This is a genomic window from Curtobacterium sp. 458 (genome assembly GCF_030406605.1).
GTDB lineage: Bacteria > Actinomycetota > Actinomycetes > Actinomycetales > Microbacteriaceae > Curtobacterium.
The window spans coordinates 2,136,815-2,156,323 of the sequence record NZ_CP129104.1; the positions used below are offsets into that span (position 1 = coordinate 2,136,815).

General features: G+C 70.3%; 21 protein-coding genes and 3 tRNA genes. 19 read left to right on the top strand and 5 right to left on the bottom strand.

What is annotated here, in order from left to right; all coding sequences use genetic code 11:
• Positions 1–14: 14 nt before the first annotated feature.
• From QPJ90_RS10680 to QPJ90_RS10695, 4 genes are all read left to right on the top strand, one after another.
• Positions 15–845 (top strand): inositol monophosphatase family protein, encoded by an 831-nt coding sequence (locus QPJ90_RS10680; RefSeq protein ID WP_290131217.1) that lies wholly within the window; start codon positions 15–17, stop codon positions 843–845.
• Between the two features lie 148 nt (positions 846–993).
• Positions 994–2,178: a M23 family metallopeptidase gene (locus QPJ90_RS10685; RefSeq protein WP_290131218.1), complete on the top strand. Its 1,185-nt coding sequence runs from the start codon at positions 994–996 to the stop codon at positions 2,176–2,178.
• Between the two features lie 93 nt (positions 2,179–2,271).
• Positions 2,272–2,343, top strand: a tRNA-Thr gene (locus tag QPJ90_RS10690).
• A 33-nt stretch (positions 2,344–2,376) separates the two neighbouring features.
• Positions 2,377–2,450 (top strand) — tRNA-Met (locus tag QPJ90_RS10695).
• Positions 2,451–2,560: 110 nt separating this feature from the next.
• On the opposite strand, the gene QPJ90_RS10700 is transcribed toward QPJ90_RS10695, so the two are convergent.
• Complete coding sequence (locus QPJ90_RS10700) at positions 2,561–2,950, bottom strand: hypothetical protein (protein WP_290131219.1); 390 nt, start codon at positions 2,948–2,950, stop codon at positions 2,561–2,563.
• A gap of 111 nt (positions 2,951–3,061) precedes the next feature.
• Here QPJ90_RS10700 and QPJ90_RS10705 point away from each other — a divergent pair, with 111 nt between their 5' ends.
• From QPJ90_RS10705 to QPJ90_RS10715, 3 genes are read left to right on the top strand one after another with little or no spacing between them, the layout of a single operon-like run.
• Entirely contained in the window at positions 3,062–3,511 is a 450-nt protein-coding gene (locus QPJ90_RS10705; protein ID WP_079236588.1) for a MaoC family dehydratase N-terminal domain-containing protein, read from the top strand.
• Entirely contained in the window at positions 3,508–3,933 is a 426-nt protein-coding gene (locus QPJ90_RS10710) for a MaoC/PaaZ C-terminal domain-containing protein (protein ID WP_290131220.1), read from the top strand. The genes QPJ90_RS10705 and QPJ90_RS10710 overlap by 4 nt, the downstream gene beginning before the upstream one ends.
• A gap of 2 nt (positions 3,934–3,935) precedes the next feature.
• Positions 3,936–4,970: a UDP-N-acetylmuramate dehydrogenase gene (locus tag QPJ90_RS10715; protein ID WP_290131221.1), complete on the top strand. Its 1,035-nt coding sequence runs from the start codon at positions 3,936–3,938 to the stop codon at positions 4,968–4,970.
• Between the two features lie 75 nt (positions 4,971–5,045).
• On the opposite strand, the gene QPJ90_RS10720 is transcribed toward QPJ90_RS10715, so the two are convergent.
• A complete protein-coding gene (locus tag QPJ90_RS10720) occupies positions 5,046–6,287 on the bottom strand; it encodes a pyridoxal phosphate-dependent aminotransferase (RefSeq protein ID WP_290131222.1) in 1,242 nt (413 codons plus the stop codon).
• 113 nt (positions 6,288–6,400) lie between these two features.
• Here QPJ90_RS10720 and QPJ90_RS10725 point away from each other — a divergent pair.
• From QPJ90_RS10725 to QPJ90_RS10750, 6 genes are all read left to right on the top strand, one after another.
• A tRNA-Trp gene (locus tag QPJ90_RS10725) sits at positions 6,401–6,473 on the top strand.
• Positions 6,474–6,492: 19 nt separating this feature from the next.
• Complete coding sequence (gene secE / locus QPJ90_RS10730) at positions 6,493–6,771, top strand: preprotein translocase subunit SecE (protein ID WP_290131223.1); 279 nt, start codon at positions 6,493–6,495, stop codon at positions 6,769–6,771.
• Between the two features lie 75 nt (positions 6,772–6,846).
• Complete coding sequence (gene nusG, locus QPJ90_RS10735; RefSeq protein ID WP_290131224.1) at positions 6,847–7,869, top strand: transcription termination/antitermination protein NusG; 1,023 nt, start codon at positions 6,847–6,849, stop codon at positions 7,867–7,869.
• A 121-nt stretch (positions 7,870–7,990) separates the two neighbouring features.
• Positions 7,991–8,422, top strand: coding sequence for a 50S ribosomal protein L11 (gene rplK / locus QPJ90_RS10740; RefSeq protein ID WP_022906459.1), 432 nt, complete (start codon positions 7,991–7,993; stop codon positions 8,420–8,422).
• A gap of 74 nt (positions 8,423–8,496) precedes the next feature.
• On the top strand, positions 8,497–9,186 hold the full coding sequence (gene rplA, locus QPJ90_RS10745; protein ID WP_022834225.1) for a 50S ribosomal protein L1: 690 nt from the start codon (positions 8,497–8,499) through the stop codon (positions 9,184–9,186).
• A gap of 192 nt (positions 9,187–9,378) precedes the next feature.
• Entirely contained in the window at positions 9,379–9,987 is a 609-nt protein-coding gene (locus tag QPJ90_RS10750; protein WP_290131225.1) for a Pr6Pr family membrane protein, read from the top strand.
• Here QPJ90_RS10750 and QPJ90_RS10755 read toward each other — a convergent pair.
• On the bottom strand, positions 9,984–10,712 hold the full coding sequence (locus QPJ90_RS10755; protein ID WP_290131226.1) for a YqaJ viral recombinase family protein: 729 nt from the start codon (positions 10,710–10,712) through the stop codon (positions 9,984–9,986). The two genes, QPJ90_RS10750 and QPJ90_RS10755, sit on opposite strands and share 4 nt — an antisense overlap.
• A 48-nt stretch (positions 10,713–10,760) precedes the next feature.
• Positions 10,761–11,972, bottom strand: coding sequence for an ROK family transcriptional regulator (locus QPJ90_RS10760; RefSeq protein WP_290131227.1), 1,212 nt, complete (start codon positions 11,970–11,972; stop codon positions 10,761–10,763).
• 144 nt (positions 11,973–12,116) lie between these two features.
• On the opposite strand from QPJ90_RS10760, the gene QPJ90_RS10765 reads away from it, so the two are divergent.
• The 6 genes from QPJ90_RS10765 (at position 12,117) to QPJ90_RS10790 (ending at position 18,667) form a co-directional block, all read left to right on the top strand.
• Complete coding sequence (locus QPJ90_RS10765; protein WP_290131228.1) at positions 12,117–12,863, top strand: sugar phosphate isomerase/epimerase; 747 nt, start codon at positions 12,117–12,119, stop codon at positions 12,861–12,863.
• Positions 12,860–14,047, top strand: a complete 1,188-nt coding sequence (locus tag QPJ90_RS10770; protein ID WP_290131229.1) for a Gfo/Idh/MocA family oxidoreductase — start codon at positions 12,860–12,862, stop codon at positions 14,045–14,047. The genes QPJ90_RS10765 and QPJ90_RS10770 overlap by 4 nt, the downstream gene beginning before the upstream one ends.
• Before the next feature lie 80 nt (positions 14,048–14,127).
• Positions 14,128–15,429, top strand: a complete 1,302-nt coding sequence (locus tag QPJ90_RS10775) for a sugar ABC transporter substrate-binding protein (protein WP_290131230.1) — start codon at positions 14,128–14,130, stop codon at positions 15,427–15,429.
• A 202-nt stretch (positions 15,430–15,631) separates the two neighbouring features.
• A complete protein-coding gene (locus QPJ90_RS10780; protein ID WP_290131231.1) occupies positions 15,632–16,627 on the top strand; it encodes a sugar ABC transporter permease in 996 nt (331 codons plus the stop codon).
• Entirely contained in the window at positions 16,620–17,459 is an 840-nt protein-coding gene (locus QPJ90_RS10785; protein WP_290131232.1) for a carbohydrate ABC transporter permease, read from the top strand. The genes QPJ90_RS10780 and QPJ90_RS10785 overlap by 8 nt, the downstream gene beginning before the upstream one ends.
• 263 nt (positions 17,460–17,722) lie before the next feature.
• A complete protein-coding gene (locus QPJ90_RS10790; protein WP_290131233.1) occupies positions 17,723–18,667 on the top strand; it encodes a biopolymer transporter Tol in 945 nt (314 codons plus the stop codon).
• 142 nt (positions 18,668–18,809) lie between these two features.
• On the opposite strand, the gene QPJ90_RS10795 is transcribed toward QPJ90_RS10790, so the two are convergent.
• On the bottom strand, positions 18,810–19,484 hold the full coding sequence (locus tag QPJ90_RS10795; RefSeq protein ID WP_290134212.1) for an ABC transporter ATP-binding protein: 675 nt from the start codon (positions 19,482–19,484) through the stop codon (positions 18,810–18,812).
• Between the last annotated feature and the right edge of the window lie 25 nt (positions 19,485–19,509).

The following is a 19,509-nucleotide window of genomic DNA, read 5'->3' on the forward strand; positions in this document are numbered from 1 at the left end:
GGCAAGATGGGTGCATGGCTCCTGAACCCACGCCGTCCGCGTTCGCCGACCTCGCCGAGTCCATCGCCCGTGAGGCCGCCGCGCTCGCTGCCCGCCGACGCGCCGAGGGGGTCGAGGTCGCCGACCGGAAGTCGAGCGTGGTCGACGTGGTCACCGCCGCGGACCGGGAGGTCGAGGACCTCGTCCGCCGCCGGATCGCCGAGGCACGCCCGGACGACGCGGTCCTCGGCGAGGAGGCGGGCGGGACGGACGGGACGAGCGGCGTCACCTGGGTCGTCGACCCGATCGACGGCACTGTCAACTACCTCTACGGACGCCCCGACTACGCGGTGAGCATCGGCGTCGTGCGCGGTGCTCCGGACCCCGCGACGTGGGAGCCGATCGCGGGCGTCGTCGTCGCACCGGCCACCGGGACGGTGTTCCGCGCCGTCGCCGGAGGTCCCGCGACCCGGGACGGTGCGCCGATCGTGGCCGCGTCGCCCGACTCGCTCGCCGAGACGCTGCTGTCGACCGGGTTCGCGTACACGGCGGAGCGTCGCCGCGGCCAGGTCGCCGTGCTCGCGGAGCTCATCGGGAGCGTCCGGGACGTCCGTCGTGGGGGATCGGCGGCGCTCGACTGCTGCGCGGTGGGGGACGGCACCGTCGATGCCTACTACGAACGTGGGATCAACCCGTGGGACATGGCCGCCGGGTCGATCGTGGCCGCGGCGGCCGGGGCCGAGGTCCGCTCATGGCAGGCGGGGGACACGCGGTCGTTCCTGTTCGCGAGCGCCGCGGTGGCCGACGAGCTCGAGGCCCTGCTGCACCGCGCCGAGGCCGCAGCCCTCGGGGTCACACCGGCCTGAGCGGCGTGCAGCCCTCGGACTGGGGGAGCGCCGAGCCGGGGGACACGACTGGCGGGCAGTGTTGTCCTTTGCTACCGTTCAGGGGTTCCGTTACCGGCTCGTTACCAACGGCCCCACTCCTCCCCCGATCAGGATCAGCACCGAACGCATGCCCGACGCCTCCACCACGTCCGCACCGACCGACGTCACCGTCGACGCACCCACCCCGGTCGTCCACCTGACCCGACGAGCGCGCATCGAGGCCGAGCGAGCCGCTGCACGTACGACGCCGATCGGCAGGACCGAGGAGTTCGCCGCGATCGTCGGCGCCCCCGTCGACGCGGTCGCCCCGGCGTCCCCGGTCGACCGCGCGCCCGCGTCGCCGGTCGACCGCGCGCCCGCGTCCCCGGTCGACCTCGCGCCGACGTCGCCGGTGCTGCCCGTCGCCGACGCTGGGCCGGCGACCCCGCCCGCGCCGACGTCTCCGGTCGTCGCGCCGGCCGCCGAGCGCGCCGCTCCGGCATCGCCGTCCCGGATCTCGCGCCGCGCCGGGTCCACCACCGCTCCCGCCTCGTCGCGCCGCGGCGGGGCCACCGCCCGCGTGCGTCCGGCCCGCCGTCCTGCCGCCCCGGCAGCGACGGCCGCTCCTGCCCCTGCCGGCGCGGCGTTCCGTCGCACCGCCTCGCGCGTCACCGCGGTCGGAGCCCTGCTCTTCGTCGCCGGACTGGTGGTCTCGACCTCCCTCCCGGCGCAGGCGCTCTACACGCCGGAGGCCGGCTCGACCTCGGCCCGGTCCGCCGCCTCCGGGAGTGCCCAGTCGATGAGCGTCGGGCAGGCCGCGGACGGCTCGACCACGCGTGACCAGTACACGGTCTCCGACGCCACGCAGTACGCCAACACGGATGCGTCGGCGTTCACGAACGACGCCGACGGCACGATCCAGTGGCCCTTCCTCACCGGTGTCCCGATCACCTCGGGCTTCGGCGGACGCCAGGTCGCCGGCTGCTCGTTCTGCTCGACGAACCACATGGGCGTCGACTTCGCGCCGGGTGAGGGCACCCCGATCCGGGTCATCGCGGACGGCGTCGTGACGAAGGTCCAGGCGAACGACGGCGGCTTCGGCAACGACGTCTGGGTGACCCACGACGTCGACGGCAAGCAGTTCGTCAGCGTCTACGGCCACATGAAGGACAACACGTTCAAGGTCGTCACCGGGCAGCAGGTCTCGGTCGGTGACGAGCTCGGCGAGGTGGGCAGCACCGGCAACTCGACCGGCCCCCACCTGCACCTCGAGATCCACGTCGACGGCATCCCGGTGGACCCGCTGACCTGGCTCGAGGAGAACGCGGACTAGCGGCCTCCGCGGCGGCACGCCCGGGCGTCGAGCCCGGTTCCGGACCACCGTCGCGAGTCTGCTACTCTCGTGTGGTGCCGTTCGCGGCACATCGCCCCGATAGCTCAGTGGTAGAGCACTTCCATGGTAAGGAAGGGGTCGTCAGTTCAATCCTGACTCGGGGCTCCGACCCGGAGCGAGTGTCGCCTCCGGATCTCCGGCGGGGTAGCTCAGTTGGTTAGAGCACACGGCTCATAATCGTGGTGTCGCGGGTTCAAGTCCCGCCCTCGCTACAGCAAGGCCCGGCGCGTTCGCGTCGGGCCTCTCCTGTTCCCGGCGTTCGCCGCCGTAGTGCGCGCCGGCTCAGTGCGCGCCGTGGTCCGTCCGGTCGACGCGCGCCGGCTCAGTGCGCGCCGTGGTCCGTCCGGTCGACGAGCACCCCGGCGGAGCGCAGGGCCCCCTCGACCGCGCTCGTCACCTGCCGCCACGCAGCGCGCCGACGCTCCGCCCCGATCGCCCCGCCCGCTACCGCGGTGCCGTGGTGGAGCGGACGCACCGTGATCGTCGTGGATGCTCCGGTCACCGTCGTCGACAGCTCGTAGTGCCGGAACTGCCGCGAGGGGTGGACGAGCGCACCGAGCAGCGTCGTGAGGAAGCGGCTCCCGCTCCGTGCCGTGATCGTCCCACCGGTCGTCGTCACCTCGTGTCCGCTCCGGCGCAGGGCCGCGCTCGCGACCTCCATCGCCGCTCGCCGGTCCCCGGTGTGTACGGCGTACTCCGTCCGTGCCTCCATGGCTGCTCCCTCCCCGAGCTCGCGCGACACCCCCCGACGTCGCTCCTGCAGCATAGCCGATGCATCCTCATGGACATCCGGTGTCGGACCGCGCTCGGTAGACTGCCGGACGTGTCTGTGAACCCCGAGCTCGTCGGCAGGACGTTCCCGCCGGCCCAGCCCTACCTGGTCGGTCGCGAGAAGGTGCGCGAGTTCTCCCGCGCCGTCTTCGCCACGAACCCGATCCACCACGAACCGGAGGCCGCCCGTGCCGCCGGCTACGACGACGTGGTCGCACCGCCGACCTTCGCCGTCGTCGTGCAGGAGGCCACGCTCGCCCAGCTCCTCGCCGAGCCGGACGCCGGGATCGACTTCTCGCGGGTCGTGCACGGGGAGCAGGCCTTCACGTACGACCGCCCGATCGTGGCCGGCGACGAACTGACCGCCACGCTGACCGTGACGAGCGTGAAGACCCTCGGCGGCAACGCCATGGTCACCGCCGAGAGCACGATGAACGACGCCGCGGGGGAGCACGTCGTCACGGCGACCTCCACCCTCGTGGTCCGAGGAGACGACGCATGACCACCGCACCCGCGACCTCGCTCGAGGTCGGCACCGTCGTCGCCGAGCGCGAGGTGCACCTCACGCGCGACTCGCTCGTCCGGTACGCCGGTGCCTCCGGCGACTTCAACCCGATCCACTACCGTGACGACGTCGCCGCGTCGGTCGGGCTCCCGGGCGTCCTCGCGCACGGCATGCTCACGATGGGCCTCGCCGTCCAGCCCGTCGCCGAGTGGCTCGGCGACCGCGGCTGGGTGACGCGGTACGGCGTCCGCTTCACCCGTCCCGTGGTCGTCGACCCGCAGGACGGCGCGACCGTCGGCGTCGTCGCGAAGGTCGGCACCGTCGACGACGACGGGCGCCCGCAACGCATCGACCTCACCGTGACCGCCGCCGGGCAGACCGTGCTCGGCAAGGCGCAGGTCACGGTGGCGTTCCGCTGACCGTGACGGACGCCCTGCTCGCCGACCTCACGACGCTCCGCGTCGGCGGTCCTGCGAGCACCCTGCTCACCGCGACGACCACCGAGGAGCTCGTCGAGCACACCCGCACCGCCTGGCAGGACGACGACTGGCTCGTCGTCGGTGGTGGGAGCAACCTCCTCGTGGCCGACCCGGGCTTCGACGGCACGGTCGTGCTCGTCCGCACACGCGGCATCGACCACGAGATCGACGTCGACGGCGTCACCGTCCGCGTGGCGGCCGGTGAACCGTGGGACGCCTTCGTCGCGCAGACGGTGACGAACGGCTGGACCGGCCTGGAGGCACTGAGCGGCATCCCGGGCACGGTCGGTGCCGCCCCCGTGCAGAACATCGGCGCCTACGGGGTCGAGCTGTCCGACGTGCTCACCCGCATCGAGTTCCTCGACGCGTCGACGGGGGAGCGCGCGTGGGTGCCCGCGGCCGAGCTCGCGCTCGGCTACCGCTCGTCGACCCTGAAGCACGGACGACGCGGCGTGGTGCTCACGGTCGAGTTCCGGCTCGGCGCCGCGTCCGACGACGGCGTCCCGGTCCGCTACGCACAGCTCGCCGGGTCCCTCGGGGTCGAGCTCGGCGCCCGGGTGGCACCGGCGACCGTCCGCGACGAGGTCCTCCGCCTCCGCGGGTCGAAGGGCATGGTGCTCGACGGCGACGACCACGACACCTGGAGTGCCGGGTCGTTCTTCACGAACCCGATCGTCTCCGCGGCCTTCGCCGAGACCCTGCCCGCCGATGCTCCGCGCTGGCCCGCCGGCGACGACGTGAAGCTCAGCGCCGCGTGGCTCATCGAGCAAGCCGGCGTCCACCGCGGGTACGCGGTCCCCGGGTCACGCGCGGCGATCTCGTCGAAGCACACGCTGGCGCTGACGAACCGCGGGGGAGCGTCCGCGGCGCAGGTCGCAGAGCTGGCCCGCTACGTGCAGATCACGGTGCTCAACCGCTTCGGCGTCACGCTCGTGCCCGAGCCCGTGGTGGTGGGGGACCTGCTCGCCGCCGGCTGACCGCCCGAGCCGACCCGTGCCTCCAGGACGACGACGGCCCGCCTCCTCGGAGGCGGGCCGTCGTCGTGTCCGGGACTAGCCGAAGAGCTTCGCCAGGCGCGACACGCCCTCGGCGATGTCGTCGTCGCCCAGCGCGTACGACAGCCGCAGGTAGCCGGAGGGGCCGAAGGCCTCGCCGGGGACGACCGCGACCTCGGCGTGCTCGAGGATGAGGTCCGCGAGCTCGAGCGTGGTCGTCGGCGTGGAGCCGGCCCACTCTCGGCCGAGCAGTGCCGTGACGTCGGGGTAGACGTAGAAGGCGCCCTTCGGCGTCGGCGTGACGAAGCCCGGGATCGCGTTGAGGCCGTCGACGATGGCCCGACGACGGCGGTCGAACGCCTCCCGCATCGCCGCGACGGGCTCCTGCGGGCCGTCCAGTGCGGCGATCGCTGCCCGCTGCGAGACGTTCGAGACGTTGCTCGACAGGTGCGACTGCAGGTTCGAGGCGGCCTTGACGGCGTCGAGCGGGCCGATGAGCCAGCCGACGCGCCAACCGGTCATCGCGTACGTCTTGGCGACGCCGTTGACGAGGATCGTGGTGTCGGCGAGGGCCGGGACCGCGTCGAGGATGCCCGTGAAACGGACGCCGTCGTACACGAGGTCCTGGTAGATCTCGTCGCTGATGACCCAGATGCCGTGCTCGAGCGCCCACTCGCCGATCGCCTTCGTCTGCTCCACGGAGTACACGGAGCCGGTCGGGTTCGACGGCGAGCAGAACAGCAGCGCCTTGGTCTTCGGGGTGCGCGCGGCCTCGAGCTGCTCGACGGTCACGAGGTAGTCCTGGTCGCTGCCGGCGAACACGTCGACGGGGACCCCGCCCGCGAGCCGGATGGCCTCCGGGTAGGTGGTCCAGTACGGGGCCGGGAGGAGGACCTCGTCGCCCTCGTCGACGATCGTCTGGAACGCCTGGTAGACCGCCTGCTTGCCGCCGTTCGTCACGATGACCTGCGACGGGTCGACCGACACGCCCGACTCGCGAGCGGTCTTGGCGGCGATCGCCTGCTTCAGCTCGGGCAGTCCCGTGGCGGGCGTGTAGCGGTGGTTCTTCGGGTCCTGCGCGGCGGCGACGGCGGCGTCGACGACGTGCTGCGGCGTGGCGAAGTCGGGCTCACCCGCGGCGAACGAGATGACCGGCCGACTCGCGGCCTTGAGCGCCTTTGCCTTCGCATCGACCTTGAGGGTGGCGGACTCGGCGATGGCTGCGATGCGCGACGCGATGCGCTGCTGCGGGGCGGCGGGGTTGGCGGTGGACTCGGGGCCTTCGGCTGCGGTGCTCACGGGGCCAAGCCTATCGGCGCGGCACGCCGGAGCATCCGTCAAGTGGACACCGTGTGACGGACTCCCGTACACTCGACCACCGGAACGCGGATCGGTGACGAACCGGGTTCCGAAGGGCGGTGGCTCAATTGGTAGAGCAGCGGTCTCCAAAACCGCAGGTTGCAGGTTCGAGTCCTGTCCGCCCTGCACATCTGGAAGGGTAGAAGTGGCGAGCAAAGACGTGGAAGCGACGGCGGACGACGTCGTCGCCAAGGCGAAGCAGGACCGCGCATCGCGTCGCGGGCCGTTCGCTGCCATCGCCCTGTTCATCCGTCAGGTCATCGGCGAGCTCCGCAAGGTGGTCACGCCGACCCGCAAGGAGCTCTTCAGCTACACCGGCGTCGTCCTGGTCTTCGTGATCGTGATGATGGTCCTGGTGTCGGTCCTCGACTTCGTGTTCGGGTACGGCGTCGGCTACGTCTTCGGCAACGGTCCGACCGCCTGATCCGGTCCGACCGACCGCAGGCCGGGCTGATCGCTCGCCAACCCGATCCGCACCACCGAACGGAAAGAATCGACATTGTCTGACAACTCCCGCGACGACATCGACCTCGCGACGGCTGCCGAGCAGTCCTCCGAGGTCGAGGAGAACCAGGAAGGCGACGTCGAGACCGGCGAGCAGCTCGCTGCCGAGTCCGCTGAGGAGCGTGCGATCTCGGTCGAGGACGCCGACGACGAGTCCCTCGGTCTGAGCGACGAGCCCGACGACGGCACGGTCGACGCCGGACTCGACGAGGCACTCACCGCCCTGCAGGAGTCGCGCGACCCCGAGGCCGACGCGGTCGTGGACGACGCCCTCGAGATCGACTCCGCCGACGAGGCCGAGGCCGCCGTCGAAGCGGTCGAGGACGAGGAAGAGGTCGAGCTCGAGGAGGAGTCCGCCGCGCAGGCGAACGAGACCCTCGCCGCCGACGAGCCCGCCGAGGTCGACCCGTACGAGGCCTTCAAGGCCGAGCTGCGGATGAAGCCCGGCAAGTGGTACGTCATCCACTCCTACGCGGGCTTCGAGCGTCGCGTGAAGTCGAACATCGAGAACCGCATGGTCTCGATGTCGATGGAGGACTACATCTACCAGGTCGAGGTCCCGATGGAGGACGTCGTCGAGATCAAGAACGGGCAGCGCAAGCTGGTCACCCGCGTCCGGATCCCCTCGTACGTGCTCGTCCGCATGGACCTCAACGAGGACTCGTGGTCGGTCGTCCGCCACACCCCGGGTGTCACCGGCTTCGTCGGCAACGCCCACAACCCGACCCCGCTCCGCTTCGACGAGGCCTTCGGCATGCTGAAGTCGCTCGTCCAGGTCGCCGAGGCCGCTCCGGCCAAGGGCGGCGCGAAGTCCGGCGGTGCCGCGCAGGCCCAGCCGCAGGCGGAGGTCGACTTCGAGATCGGCGAGACGATCACCATCAAGGAAGGCTCGTTCGCGGGCCTGCCGGGTTCGATCTCCGAGATCAAGCCGGAGAGCGGCAAGCTCACGGTCCTCGTCTCGCTGTTCGAGCGCGAGACCCCGGTCGAGCTCAGCTTCGACCAGGTCACCAAGCTGTAGTAAGCTACCGAGGTTTGGCCCCGCACGCTGAGCGTGTGGGGCTTCACCGCGGTCCGGAACGGCCGGGCCCGCGGGAGAGTGCACGGATCCCCGTGCGTTCGATTCCAGGAGGAAACAAGTCATGGCACCGAAGAAGAAGGTCACGGGCCTGATCAAGCTGCAGATCAACGCGGGCGCCGCCAACCCGGCCCCGCCGATCGGTCCTGCGCTCGGTCAGCACGGCGTGAACATCATGGAGTTCTGCAAGGCGTACAACGCCGCGACCGAGTCGCAGCGTGGCAACGTCGTGCCGGTCGAGATCACCGTCTACGAGGACCGTTCGTTCACGTTCGTCCTCAAGACCCCGCCGGCCGCCGAGCTCATCAAGAAGGCTGCGGGTGTGCAGAAGGGGTCCGCGACCCCGCACACGGTCAAGGTCGCCAAGATCTCGATGGACCAGGTCCGTCAGATCGCCGAGACCAAGCAGGCCGACCTGAACGCCAACGACATCGAGCAGGCCGCGAAGATCATCGCCGGCACCGCGCGCTCGATGGGCATCACGGTCGAGGCCTGATCCACACCCCCAACACCCTTCCGTGGGAGAGCCTCGCCGGCTCGTCAACCACGTAGCTCCCAGAGGAGAACACCATGGCGAAGAAGTCCAAGGCCTACCAGGCCGCGGCCGCGAAGATCGAGGCCGACAAGTTCTACACCCCGACCGAGGCCGTCGCCCTCGCGAAGGAGACCGGCTCGGCGAAGACCGACTCCACCGTCGAGGTCGCGCTCAAGCTCGGCGTCGACCCGCGCAAGGCGGACCAGATGGTCCGCGGCACGGTCATCCTGCCGCACGGCACGGGCAAGACCGCCCGCGTCATCGTCTTCGCGGTCGGTGCTGCTGCTGAGGCCGCCATCGCCGCCGGTGCCGACGAGGTCGGTGGCGACGAGCTCATCCAGAAGGTCGCCGACGGCTACACCGCCTTTGACTCGGCCGTCGCGACCCCGGACCTCATGGGCAAGGTCGGCCGTCTGGGCAAGGTGCTCGGCCCGCGTGGCCTCATGCCGAACCCGAAGACCGGCACCGTGACCCCGAACGTCGCGCAGGCCGTCAACGACATCAAGGGCGGCAAGATCGAGTTCCGCGTCGACAAGCACGCCAACGTGCACTTCGTCGTCGGCAAGGCCTCGTTCACGCCGGAGCAGCTCGACGAGAACATCTCGGCCGCGCTCGAGGAGATCGTCCGCCTCAAGCCGAGCTCCTCGAAGGGCCGCTACATCACGAAGGGGTCCGTCGCGACCACCTTCGGCCCGGGCATCCCGCTCGACGTCAACAGCATCTGACGACCTTCGGCGCGGTGCTCACAAGGCATCCCGTTCGACGTCGACAGCATCTGACGACCTTCGGCGCGGTGCTCACACGGCATCCCGTTCGACGTCGACAGCATCTGATCCGCTGATCAGTCCGAGAAGACCCGCACCGGTTCGGTGCGGGTCTTCTCGTCGTCCGGGGCGATGTCCCGATAGCGTGGCGACGTGCGCACGCTCGTCAACGCCCTCCGGCTCATCGCGGTCATCGCCACCGCCTCCGCGATCCTCGCGCAGTGGCTCGTCAGCTCCCGGTCGCCGGAGTACAACCCGTTCAACTTCTTCGGGTACTTCACGATCCAGTCGAACATCGTCATCGCGGTCGCCCTCGCCGTGACGCTCGTCGTGGCGTTCCGGTCGAAGCGTGAGCCGCTCCGGTTGTCGGTGTTCCGCGGGGCCGCCACGGTCTACATCGCGACGACGGGGGTCGTGTACAACACGCTGCTCACCGGAGCCGCCGTCGAGAACACCGTGCCGTGGTCGAACGACGTGCTCCACAAGTGGATCCCGCTCTACGCCGTGCTCGACTGGCTGCTCTTCTCGGACCGGGGCAGGCTGCTGCTCCGGCACGTGTGGTGGTTCCTGATCTACCCTGCCGTCTGGCTCGTGGTCGTCCTGGTCCGCGGCGCGACCGACGGGTGGGTGCCGTACCCGTTCCTGAACCCGTCGCTCGGGTACGGCGTCATCGCGCTGTACTGCCTCGGCGTCGCGGTCTTCATCGCGCTGATGGGCGTGCTCGTCGTGGGGATGAGCCGACTCCGGATCGTGAAGGTCTAGACCCGGTCGCGGCGGAGGGTGTCGAGCACCCGGTCGGCGAGGTCGATGAGGACCCGGATCTGGTCGTCGTCGCGGTCGACCCAGCGGCACTCGGGCGCGTCGTGCGCGGGGACGAAGTCGTCGTGGCGCTCCCAGACGAACAGGGTGCGGTCGGCCCCGAGCACGTACTGCTGCCACCAGATCTGCCGGAGGTAGTGCCGGGGGATGCTCCGCCAGCCCTTCGCGGTCGTCTTGATCTCGGCGAGCACGAGTCGCCCGTCACCGTCGTGTCCGACGCCGTCGGGTGTGGCGAGGTGTGCACGGTTCGCGGCGGCGTGGAAGAGGTGTGCGGACGGCTCGATGCCGTGCGTCGCAGCGACCCAGGCAGCGATGACGGGCTCGCGCTCCCGGCCGTGCTCGGTGTACACGTTGCCCGAGAACCGGGAGCCGTAGCGCTTGTCGGCGACGACGGCGTGGACCGCGCGGAGCGAGGCGAGCCGGGCGACGTCGGTCGCCGTGATGCCCATGGCCCGCGCGCGGAGCCACGCCATCCGGTCCGAGGAGTGCGCGACGATGCGCTCGGTGTGCCCCCGCAGGACCGTGAACGTGTCGTGCTGCACGCCCACCGCATGTGCCGAGGAGCCGGGACCGGCCGTCCGCGCACCCGGCGCCGGCGCGGCGGAGGCGAGCTCCGCCTCCAGTCCGGGGTCCAGGTCGCCCCACAGGGTGGGCTGCACGATCGTCACCCGACGATTCTCACCCCGCCCACCGACGCGACGGAAACCGACGCGCGGTCAGGACACCAGTGCGCGTCCCTCGGCGAACGCGACGAGCTCGTCGACGCCCGCGGGGGAGAGCGCGTAGTCGATCGCGAGCGCCGCCGCCCCGTGCAGCGCCGCGTGCGAGCCCGCCCGGGACTGCGCGATCACGAGGTGCTCCGTCGCGAGCGGCATCGACCGGGCGTACACGACCTCGCGGACACCGGCGAGGAGGTGCTCGCCGGCGCGGGTGACGGACCCGCCGAGCACGATCACGGACGGGTTCATGAGCGACACGCAGGTGGCGAGCACCTCGCCGATGTCCCGCCCGGCCTGCCGGACCGCGGCGATGGCGTCGAGGTCGGCTCGCGAGACGAGGTCGATCACGTCCCCGCTCGTGTGGACCTCGCGGCCCTTGGCGCGCAGCGCGCGGGCGATCGCCGGACCGGACGCGACGGCCTCGAGGCAGCCGGTGTTGCCGCAGTGGCACGGGATGTCCTCGGCCCGGCCGACCCGGACGTGGCCGATGTCGCCCGCGGTGCCCTGGGCACCGCGTTGCAGGACGCCGTCGGAGACGATGCCGGAGCCGATGCCGGTGGCGACCTTCACGAAGAGCAGGTGGTCGACGTCGGTCCAGCCGCGCTGCCGTTCGCCGAGCGCGGCGATGTTGACGTCGTTGTCGAGGAGGACGTGGGCGGCGACGTGCTGCCGGAGCCACCCGGGCACGTCGAAGCCGTCCCATCCGGGCATGATCGGGGGGTTCGCCGGGCGTCCGGTGGAGAACTCCACGGGTCCGGGCACGCCGATGCCGATGGCGATGACGTCGTCGCGGGTGCGTCCGACCTCGGCGAGCAGTTCGTCGATCACGGAGACCAGCCACGACAGCGTCGGCACGGGTCCGGCGGCGATGTCGATGCGCGCGTCCCGGGAGGCGAGCGGCGCCCCGGTGAGGTCGGTCACGGCGACCCGTCCGTGCGAGGCGCCGAGGTCCGCGGCGACCACGAGCCGGGCGCGGGGCACCAGGGCGACCTGCGCTGGCGGCCGTCCACCGGTCGAGGCGGCGGTCTCCACCGGTCCGACGAGTCCGACCTCGATGAGGGCATCGAGGCGCACGCCGATCGTCGAGCGTGCCATCCCCGTCAGGGCGGCGAGCTCGGCCCGGGTCCGTGGCACGCCGTCACGGAGGATCTGGAAGAGCTCGCTCGTCCCGACCGGAGGCGACGCTGCCGTCCGAGTCAAGTCGACCATGCGGCGAGTAGAGCACACATCGAACAGGACACGCAACGAAGTGCGTCGAAGTGTTCGGGACTTTTGCTTGACCGCCGTCAGAAGTGGTCATAGTGTGACGCTCGGTCAGTGACGACCGCACCGTCTCGACGAGGAGAACCCCTGGTGACACAACCGCTCTCGGTCCAGCTCTACACCGTCCGCGACGCCCTCTCGGCCGATCTGCCCGGCACGCTGCAGCGCATCGCCGACATCGGCTACACGAACGTCGAACTCTTCGGTTACGTCGACCGTGCCGCGGAGCTGCGCGACGCGCTCGCTGCCGCCGGGCTCGCCGCGCCGAGCGGACACGCGCGACTGTTGGACGCCGGCGAGCAGGACCTCGAGGCGATCTTCCACGCGAGCGTCACCGCCGGCATGACGACGCTCATCGACCCGCACATCGACGAGTCCCGCTGGACCACCCGCGAGGACGTCGAGGCGATCGCCCGCGAGCTGAGCGCCCTCGCGCCCCGCGCCGCCGACCACGGCCTGACCCTCGGCTACCACAACCACGCGTTCGAGTTCTCGAACCGCATCGACGGCACGAGTGCCTACGAGGTCTTCGCGGACGCGCTGTCCGACGACGTCGTGCTCGAGCTCGACACCTACTGGGTGACGGTCGGCGGCGACGACCCGGTCGCGGTCATCGGCAAGTACGGCGACAAGGTGCAGTTCCTCCACGTCAAGGACGGCGACGGCTCGCACGACGACGAGAAGCAGGTCGCGGTCGGCGACGGCATCATGCCGGTCCGCGAGATCCTCGCGGCGGCGCCGGACGCGCTGCACGTCGTCGAGCTCGACGGCCACGAGGGCGACGTGTTCCAGGCCGTGGCCGACTCGTACACGTTCCTGCAGGGGGCCCGCGCATGACCGACAGCTCGACCGGCACCGAGAGCACCGGCACCGCAACCACCGGCACCGACACCACGACGGCCGCCGGCGCCACCCGCCGCACCGGCCCGGTCGGCGTCGGGGTCATCGGCGCCGGCGTCATCTCGGACCAGTACCTCTCGAACCTCACGGTCTTCCCGGACGTCGCGGTGCACTTCATCGCCGACATCGACCTGCCGCGCGCAGCCGCCCAGGCCGAGAAGTGGGGGGTCCCGGGCTCCGGCACGGTCGAGGAGCTGCTCGCGCACGACGACATCGAGATCGTCGTCAACCTGACGATCCCGGCCGCCCACGTCGAGGTCGCCCTGCAGATCCTCGCCGCGGGCAAGCACGTGTGGGGCGAGAAGCCGTACGCCCTCGACCGCGAGAGCGCCACCCGGCTCCGTGACGCCGCGGTCGCCGCCGGCACGACGGTCAGCGTCGCGCCCGACACCTTCCTCGGTGCCGGCCTCCAGACCGCGCTCCGGACCGTCCGCGAGGGCCGCATCGGCACCCCGCTCAACGGCCTGACGCTGTTCCAGAGCCCCGGCCCCGAGTCCTGGCACCCGAGCCCCGAGTTCCTCTTCGCGGTCGGCGCCGGCCCACTGTTCGACATCGGCCCGTACTACCTCACGACCCTCGTGCAGGTGTTCGGCCCGGTCTCGAAGGTCACGGCCACCGCGTCGAAGGCCCGTGCGACCCGTGTCATCGGCTCCGGGCCGAAGGCGGGCACGGAGTTCCCCGTCGAGGTCCCGACGAACCACTCGGCGCTCATCGAGTTCGAGAACGGCGGGAGTGCGCAGAGCGTCTTCTCGTTCGAGTCGACCCGCGGTCGCACCGGCTTCGTCGAGATCGCGGGGGAGACGGGCACGATCGTGTTCCCGGACCCGAACAACTTCGACGGCGACACCGAGCTGTACGCGGCCGGCGCCGACGAGCCCGAGACGATCCCCGCGGTCGGCTCCACCTACTCGCGCGGCACGGGCGTGGTCGACCTCGCCCGCTCCGTCCGCGCCGGTGTCGGCAACCGGGTCCCCGGTGCCCTCGCCTTCCACGTCCTCGACGTGATGGTCTCCATCGCCGAGAGCGCCGAACGTGGGGAGGCGGTGCTCGTCGAGAGCACCGTCGACCCCTCCCCGACCCTCCCCGAGGGTTGGGACCCCGCGGAGTCGACCCTGGCCTGACGGCCGGGCGACACCCCGCACACAGCAGCACCCGACAGCACCATCCCTGCACCATCTCAACGACGAGAAAGTAGAGAGTCATGCGCACTGCCATCCGCGCACTGGCCATCACCGCGGCCGCGGCACTCACCGTGACCGGCCTCGCGGCCTGCTCCTCCGGAGGCTCCGGTTCGTCCGGCGACTCCAAGACGCTCACGTACTGGGCGTCGAACCAGGGGACGTCCCTCCAGAACGACAAGGAGGTGCTCACCCCGGTCCTCGAGAAGTTCACCAAGGAGACCGGGATCAAGGTCAACCTCCAGGTCATCGGCTGGAACGACCTGCAGAACAAGATCCAGACCGCCGTCACCTCGGGCCAGGGCCCGGACGTGGTCAACATCGGCAACACGTGGGCGACCTCGCTCCAGGCCACCGGCGCCTTCCAGGAGTTCGGTGACTCGGAGATGAAGGCGATCGGCGGTGCCGACAAGTTCGGCAAGGTCGCGCTCTCCACCGGTGGCGCGCCCGGCAAGACCGTCACGAGCGTCCCGCTCTACGGCCTCGCGTACGGCCTGTACTACAACAAGCAGATGTTCAAGGACGCCGGCCTCGAGGCACCGACGACGTGGGAGGACCTCGTCACCGACGCCAAGAAGCTCACCACGGGCGGCAAGTACGGCTTCACCATCGCCGGTGGTTCGTACACCGAGAACTCGCACTTCGCGTTCATCAACTCGGCGCAGAACGGCGGCGAGTGGTTCGACAAGGACGGCAAGCCGACCTTCACGCAGAAGGCGAACGTCGACGGCATCAAGCGCTACCTCGACCTGATGCAGTCGGACAAGGTCGTCAACACCTCGAACGCGCAGTACGACAACGGCACCCAGGCGGTCTCGGACTTCGCGAACAAGAAGGCCGCGATGATGCTGACGCAGAACAACGCGAACAGCACGATCACGTCGAACGGCATGTCGAAGGACGACTTCGGCGTGGTGCCCTTCCCGGCACCGCAGGGCGAGAAGGACATCGCGTCGTTCCCGGCCGGCATCAACCTGTCCATCTTCAAGAACACGAAGAACAAGGACGGCGCCCTGAAGTTCGTCAAGTACATGACGAGCGCGGACACGCAGGCCACGCTCGACAAGCCGTACTCGGCCCTCCCGGTGCTCGCCTCCGCTGCTGACTCGGTCACCGACGAGCAGACGAAGACGTTCCTCGACATCTACAACAACAAGGCGAAGCCGCTCCCGCTGGTGCCCGCCGAGGACCAGTTCGAGTCGACGGTCGGCAAGGCGATGAACGACATGTTCGCCAAGATCGCGACCGGCGGAACGGTCTCCGACAGCGACATCAAGTCGGCGCTCCAGACCGCCCAGGACCAGGTGTCCCAGGCTGCCGGTTGATCCGCCTGGAGGCCCGGGTCGCGTCCGTCAGGACGCGCCCGGGCCTCCACCCCTCGCGTCCACCCCGTGACGCGAGCGCCAGCGCCTCCCACCCCGGCCACGCGCCGGGGGTGAGCCGATCGGCTCACGCACGCCGCGCCTCCCCGCCGCTGCCCCGGCCCGCGCGGCGCACCCGATCCTCCACCTCGCCGAAAGGCCCCGCATGTCCACCTCGGTCCTGCCTGAATCCGAGCGCATCGACCTGACCCACACGAAGGCGCCGACCCTGTCGGGGCCCCAACCGGGTCGGAAGCCCAAGCGCCACTGGCTGCCGTACGCCCTCGTGGCTCCGGCGATCCTCTTCGAGCTGCTCATCCACATCGTCCCGATGCTCGTGGGCATCTGGATCTCGTTCATCCAGCTCACCAAGTACTTCATCGCCAACTGGGGTGCCGCGCCGTTCGCGGGCTTCCGGAACTACTCGGTCGTCGTCGACTTCGACCAGGCGATCGGCAAGGGCGTCCTCAACTCGTTCCTCATCACGTGCGGCTTCACGGTGCTCGTGGTCGGACTCTCGTGGACGTTCGGCATGGCCGCTGCGGTCGCGCTGCAGAAGCCGTTCAAGGGCCGTGGCCTGTTCCGCACGCTCTTCCTCGTGCCGTACGCGCTGCCGATGTACGCCGGCATCATCACCTGGAAGTTCATGTTCCAGCGTGACTCCGGTGCGATCAACCACGTCCTGGTCGACCAGCTCGGGCTGTTCGGCGGGCAGGGGCCGTTCTGGCTCATCGGGTCGAACGCCTTCATCTCGGTCGTCGTCGTGGCGATCTGGAAGACCTGGCCGTTCGCGTTCCTCATGCTCATGGCCGGGCTGCAGTCCGTCCCGAACGACGTGTACGAAGCCGCCTCGGTGGACGGTGCGAAGCCGTTCCGCCAGTGGCGTTCGATCACACTGCCGATGGTGCGTCCGGTCAACGTGACGCTCGTGCTCGTGATGTTCCTCTGGACGTTCAACGACTTCAACACGCCGTTCGTCCTGTTCGGCTCGACCGCGCAGCCCCCGGCCGCGGACCTGCTGAGCTTCCACATCTACAACGCGTCGTTCATCACCTGGAACTTCGGCTCCGGTGCCGCGATGAGCGTCCTGCTCCTCATCTTCCTGCTCATCGTCACGGGCATCTACCTCGCCGTGACCAACCGGAGGTCCGTCCGTGCGTGAGACAGTCGGCGCCAAGTCCTTCAAGATCGTCACCCTGGTCCTGCTGACCCTGTTCACGGTCGTCCCGCTCTACGTCATGATCACGACGGCGATCAAGCCGCTCGGTGACGTGCAGAACGACTTCACGTGGATCCCCACGAACATCACCTTCCAGCCGTTCATCGACATGTGGTCGACGGTGCCGCTGGGGCAGTACTTCATCAACTCGCTCGTGGTGTGCACGGTCGCGACGGTGTTCTCGCTGATCATCGCCACGTTCGCGGCGTACGGCGTCTCGCGCTGGAACTTCAAGGGCAAGAGCACCTTCACCACCGCGGTGCTCTCGACCCAGATGTTCCCGGGCGTGCTGTTCCTGCTCCCGCTGTTCCTCATCTTCACGAACCTCGGGAACGCGCTCGGCATCCAGCTCGTCGGGTCGTGGCTCGGCCTGATCATCACCTACCTGACGTTCACGCTGCCGTTCTCGATCTGGATGCTCGCGGGCTACTTCGAGACCATCCCGCGGGAGCTCGACGAGGCCGCGATGGTCGACGGCTCCGGACCGATGGGTGCGCTGTTCCGGGTGATCCTGCCCTCGGCCCGTCCCGGGCTCGTGGCGGTCGGGATCTACTCGTTCATGACCGCCTGGGGTGAGGTCCTCTTCGCCTCGGTCATGACGAACGGCAACGGCTCGACGCTCGCGGTCGGCCTGCAGCAGTACTCCACGCAGACGAACGTGTACTGGAACCAGATCATGGCGGCGTCGCTCGTCGTGTCGATTCCGGTCGTGGTCGCGTTCCTCATCGTGCAGCGGCAGTTCGTGGCCGGCCTGACCGCCGGCGCGGTGAAGTAGCCGCGACCAACTCCGGGAGGCGCGGTGCGGGTCCGACCCGCACCGCGCCTCCCGTCCGTGTGCCGCGGTGCCCGTCGCTGTCGGAAAGCGACAGATCGGTGGGCGCGGAGGCGCGCAGACCGTCGCTTTCGTGAGTCGGCCGCCACGCTCGGACGCGAAAGCGACAGATGCCCGCCGGCGGAGGCCGGCAGCATGTCGCTCTCGCGAGAGCGACACGATCCCGGCACCGCGACCTCCACCACCCGACCCGACAGGATGGACCCATGAGCGAACCCCGCGGACGGCAGCTGCTGCCGGGTCAGACCAGCCGCGTGCACGTGTACGACGTCGCGACGCGGACGAGCCGCCTCGTGTTCGAGTCGAAGACGGTGCTCGTCGAGGCACCGAACGTCCTCGACGACGGCACGCTGGTGCTGAACGGGAACGGCGACCTCTGGCTGCTGCGGCTGCCCGACCCGGGCGACGACCGCGTGCTCGACGAGGGCGCACTCGTGCCGGTGCCGATGCCCGGGGTCGAGGAGATCAACAACGACCACGTGCTCGACCCCTCCGACGGCTCGGTCGTGGTGAGCGCACGGAACGGGGAGCTCTACCGGGTGCCGCTGCCCGACGGTGGTTCCGCGGAGCAGCTCACCGACACGACGACCGTGCTCCCGACGACGCGGAAGTTCTACCTGCACGGGATCGCGCCGGACGGGAGCGCCCTCGCAGCCATCGTCGGTGAGCTCAGCCCCGAGGGCGTGTGGACGACCGACGTCGCGAGCGTCGACCCGACGACCGGCGAGCCGACGTTCCGGACACGCGACGGGTTCCCCGACGACGGGTGCACGATCACGCCCGACGGCGGCACCTGGCTGTTCAACACCGAACGCTTCACCCCGGGGACCGCGCAGCTCGCGAGCCTCTGGCCGGGGCAGGACGAGCCGGTGCAGATCACGAACGACGACCGGGTGAACTGGTTCCCGCACCTGTCCCCGGACGGTTCGCACCTGCTGTACCTCTCGTACGAGCCGGGCGTGCAGGGGCACCCGGCCGACCACCGCGTGGAGCTGCGGCTGCTGCCGGGTGTCCTCGCACGGGGCGCGCGGATCGCCGTGCTGCCGGAGACGCTCGTCACGCTGGACGGCGGCCAGGGGACCGTGAACGTGCCGCCGTGGTCGCCGGACTCACGGTGGTTCGCGTACTGCGACTACCCGGTCGGCGGGTAGCGCGGCGGGCGGGCCGCGCCCCGTCGCCCGAGACTCGCCTGAGCGGACAGTTCCGCGGCGGATGGACCGCGAAACTGTCCGCTGGGCCGAGACTCGGGCCGTGCGCGCAGCCGGCGCCCGGCCCGCGCCGCGGCCGCGCCCGCTACACCTCGCGGACCTGGCCCTGCTTGATGTGCAGCCGGCGTTCCGCGCGACGTGCCACCCACGAGTCGTGCGTCACGATGACCACGGTCAACCCGCGCTCTTTCCACTGCCGCTCGATGAGGCCCATGATCTCGTCGCGCGTCCCCTCGTCGAGCGCGCCGGTCGGCTCGTCCGCCAGCAGCACGGACGGGTTCTTCACGAGCGCTCGGGCGATCGCGACGCGCTGCTGCTGCCCACCGGACAGCTCGGCCGGCAGGTGGTCGAGCCGTTCGCCGAGGCCGACCTCCCGGAGCGCCGCCGTCGCACGGTCGCGCACCTCGGACCGCGAGCGGTTCGCGAGCGCCCCGGCGAACGCGGTCTCGACGTTCTCCAGCGCGGTCAACGTCGGGATGAGGTTGAAGTTCTGGAACACGAACCCGATCTCGGTCGCCCGGAGGTCGGTGAGCGCACCGTCGCCGAGCTTCGCCACGTCGTGCTCGCCCAGCATGACGCTCCCGGCGGTCGGCCGGTCGAGGGCGCCGAGCATCTGCAGGAGCGTCGACTTCCCGCCGCCGGTCGGCCCCTGGACCGCGACGAGCTGCCCCTGCGGGATCTCCAGGTCGACGTTCGTCAGCGCGGTGACGGTGCGCTGCTTCTGCTTGTACGTCTTGCTCACGTTGTGCAGGCGGTAGATCGGCCGGGAGGCACGGCTCGCCTCC